General features: G+C 54.3%; 2 protein-coding genes and 1 pseudogene. 2 read left to right on the forward strand and 1 reads right to left on the reverse strand.

Going from position 1 to position 4,007, the window contains the following annotated elements:
• The first annotated feature begins 143 nt into the window (after positions 1-143).
• Positions 144-1,389: pseudogene (locus QZ323_RS06265) on the forward strand (histidine-type phosphatase).
• Positions 1,390-1,604: 215 nt separating this feature from the next.
• Positions 1,605-2,897: a methionine adenosyltransferase gene (gene metK, locus QZ323_RS06270; protein ID WP_294633736.1), complete on the forward strand. Its 1,293-nt coding sequence runs from the start codon at positions 1,605-1,607 to the stop codon at positions 2,895-2,897.
• A gap of 576 nt (positions 2,898-3,473) precedes the next feature.
• Here metK and QZ323_RS06275 read toward each other — a convergent pair.
• Entirely contained in the window at positions 3,474-3,869 is a 396-nt protein-coding gene (locus QZ323_RS06275) for a hypothetical protein (protein ID WP_294633738.1), read from the reverse strand.
• Positions 3,870-4,007 lie beyond the last annotated feature (138 nt).

The raw sequence follows: 4,007 nt of genomic DNA on the forward strand, positions 1-4,007 counted from the left end.
TTCCGAACAATTCCCGAACAGCTTCCGAACAATTCCCGAATAATTCTCGAACAGTTCCCGAATAACTTCTAATATAAACAGATTAAATCTAAATGACAATGAAACTGAATGTGAAGCAAGCACTGCTGAGTGCTGCAATGTGAATGTGCTGCATGCCTCTTGGGGCACAGACAACCAAAGAAGAGATGTTTGCCACGATCGAAAAGACTGGCGGAGTTTACTGGGCCTATCCGCTTGATATCCCTCAACAGACCAAGGCGCCTAAGGGCTACAAACCATTCTACGTCAGCCATTACGGCAGACACGGCTCGCGCTATCTGGTGTCGGACCGCTACTACAAGAGCGTGATCACTCTTTTCGAGGCGGCACATGCCGGAAAAGCCCTCTCCGAACTGGGAGAAGACGTCTACCAGCGTCTGCTGAAAGTGTGGGAAGAAGCCGAAGGACACGACGGCGACCTGACCCCGCTGGGCGTCAGACAGCATCGGGGCATTGCAGAAAGAATGTATGCGGCATTTTCCGAATGCCTTCAAGGGCGAGGCTTTCGTATCGGCCCGTTCTACGGTGGTGTTCCGCTGCGCAATGAGCATGGTGGCCTTCGGCGACCGGCTGAAAGAGCTCAACTCCAACTTGCGCATATCCTACGAGTCCAGCCGGAAGTATATGAACTACATGAACTATCACTCCTACGAGTCCAACCTCTTTACCTCTTCGAGCGACGGCCCGTGGACGGAGGAGTACAAGAAGTTTGAGGCGGCCCATACGAAGCCCGACCGGCTGGTGGCTTCGCTGTTCAAAGACGAGCGCTTCATCCTGAAGAAAGTGAACCCGAAAGAACTGATGTGGGGACTCTACTGGATAGCCAGCGACATGCAGAACGTGGAGACGAAGCTCTCCTTCTACGACCTGTTCGAGCCGCAAGACCTGTTCGACCTGTGGCAGTGCGCCAACTACAGCTTCTACGTGCGCAACGCCAACCATGCCGACAGCAAAGGGCTGGTAGTGGCCAATGCGAAACCGCTGCTGCGCAACATACTGGACAGCGCCGACGAGGCCATCCGCGAAGGAGGCACGGCAGCCACGCTACGCTTCGGGCACGACGGCAATGTGATTCCCCTGGTGGCGCTGATGCAGATAGAGAACTACAACGTGTCGGTCAGCGACCCGTACGAAGTATACAAGGTGTGGTGCAACTTTAAGGTCGTCCCGATGGCAGCCAACGTGCAGATGGTCTTCTACCGCAAGGAGAAGGGCGATCCGGACGATATCCTGGTGAAGATCATGCACAACGAGCACGAAGTGCACATCCCCGTGCCGACGGACACATATCCTTTCTACAAGTGGAGCGACGTGAGGGACTTCTACCTGAAAATCCTAAATCAGTGTTAATCTCCGCCTGTCAGACTTCAAAAACGAAATATCTTTCCTACCTTTGCGGCCGAAAAACGAATGTGGAAAGATTTGAGTAGCTTGCAACCACAGAAAAAAATGCTAAAACAACACCTTTTTCTGATGCCCCCGTGCCGACGCTCCTACTCACGTTTGACTTCAACGCACTTGTTTTCAGAAGTTTTAATTCTTAATTCTTAATTCTTAATTCAACAATGGGATATTTATTCACATCCGAATCGGTGTCTGAAGGACACCCCGACAAAGTGGCCGATCAAATATCGGACGCCGTGCTTGACAAACTGTTGGCCTACGACCCCAGTTCGAAAGTAGCTTGCGAAACTCTGGTAACTACCGGACAGGTGGTGCTGGCTGGAGAAGTGAAAACCAAAGCGTACGTGGACTTGCAACTTATCGCACGCGAAGTGATTCAGAAAATCGGATATACGAAAGGCGAGTACATGTTCGAGAGCAACTCGTGCGGCGTATTGTCCGCCATCCACGAGCAGAGTCCCGACATCAACCGCGGCGTGGAGCGCCAAGACCCCATGGAGCAGGGCGCAGGCGACCAAGGCATGATGTTCGGCTATGCCACTAACGAGACCGAGAACTACATGCCGCTCTCGCTTGACCTCTCGCACCGCATCCTGCAGGTGCTGGCCGACATCCGCCGCGAAGGCAAAGTGATGACCTATCTGCGTCCCGACTCGAAGAGCCAGGTGACCATCGAATATGACGACAACGGAAACCCGGTGCGCATCGACACCATCGTAGTCTCCACACAGCACGACGACTTCATCCGTCCTGCCGACGACACCGAAGCCGCCCAGCTGAAGGCCGACGAAGAGATGCTCGCCATCATCCGCCGCGACGTGATCGACATCCTGATGCCGCGCGTGATCGCCTCCATCCATGCCGAGAAGGTGCTCGCGCTGTTCAACGACCGCATCACGTATCACGTCAACCCTACCGGAAAGTTCGTCATCGGCGGCCCTCACGGAGACACGGGACTGACGGGACGCAAGATCATCGTAGATACCTACGGAGGCAAGGGCGCCCACGGAGGCGGTGCATTCTCGGGCAAGGACCCCTCGAAGGTGGACCGTAGCGCCGCATACGCCGCGCGCCACATCGCCAAGAACCTGGTGGCAGCCGGAGTGGCCGACGAGATGCTGGTGCAGGTGTCCTACGCCATCGGCGTGGCGCGCCCCATCAATATCTACGTCAACACCTACGGGCGCAGCCACGTCGGCCTGAGCGACGGCGAGATCGCCAAGAAGGTGGACGAACTGTTCGACCTCCGTCCGAAGGCCATCGAAGACCGCCTGAAGCTCCGCAACCCGATCTATCAGGAGACGGCGGCTTACGGGCACATGGGGCGCGAGCCGCAGACGGTTGTCAAGCGCTTCAAGTCGCGCTACGAAGGCGACAAGGATGTGGAGGTGGAACTCTTCACGTGGGAGAAGCTGGACTATGTGGACAAGGTGAAGGCTGCTTTCAGCTTGTGATCCTTTCCGCTGCCTGAAGCGATTATTTCTGTTGCCTGAGGCGGTTTTTCCGCTTCCTGAGATGTTAATCAGCGTAGCTTTACAAGCTATTTATATAGAAGCCGCTCTGCTCTGTCCTGCTGTCCGCAGCAGGAAGAGGGGGCGGCTTTTTATGTGCTGCGGGAAGGGGGCGGAACTTACGCAGGCTGCGTGCTGCGCGAGGGGAGGACGTATGATTGTCAGGAAAGAAAAAATAGGGTTCACGGAAAACGGTTAAAAAAGACTAATGTTTCAGCTCGTTTTTGCCTTTCTACTTCGGTTGTGCCGAAACTCTGTTTGTTTCGTTTTTTTTATGTTTTGCAGTTTTCCCTTCGCTCTACCTCCGTTCTACCTTCGCTAAGCCTTCGTTAAAGGTCCGTTAAGGGTTCGTTAAGGGGTCACTCCTTGGGAGCGATGCCAGAGCGACGTCAGAACGACCCCACTGTTTTAACACATCGGCCCCGTAGCGTCAAACGATGTTAAACGGCGTTTTTCGGGCTGCGTTATAGTCGGCAAGGAGAAATACGCCCGTACGCCATCGGCCGTTTCCCTCCGCCTTTATCCATTTGTCTCCAGCAGTTTGATGAGCTGTTCGCGCTGTATGGAGAAATTCCCACCCTCCTTCTGCACGTGTTTCAGCAGCGCCAGCCCGTCCTGACGCAGTTTCGACTTCCGCAGCAGGTGGTCCGCCTCCATCTCGTCCGACAGGCGTAGCATGGTTATGGCGGCAAGCTCCAGCTTCTGCATCTCGTTGGGGTCGCCTTTGTAGCGGTCCGTCAGCTCCTGCATGTCCATGTCCGCCAGCCGGCTGGTGGGGAAACCGAGGATCTGCCTGCTCAGACCGTCGTACTCCGTCCATTCTTCCCTGCGGCATTTCTTCCTGCGCAGCAGGGCGTCGACTATCACAGAAATGATCTCCTGGATCATGCGTATCAGGTAATCTTGTTTGATCATAGTGCTTCGTTTTTTTGTATCAAGCACAAATATAAATGAAAATCGTGAGAATCCTGCTCTCCACCCTCCACAATATAAAGAATACCCGTTGGCGGAATTAGATTGAGATTTCATCATGTCTTATGCCTCATAACAAGT

This window comes from uncultured Bacteroides sp. (assembly GCF_910585845.1).
Taxonomy (GTDB): domain Bacteria; phylum Bacteroidota; class Bacteroidia; order Bacteroidales; family Bacteroidaceae; genus Bacteroides.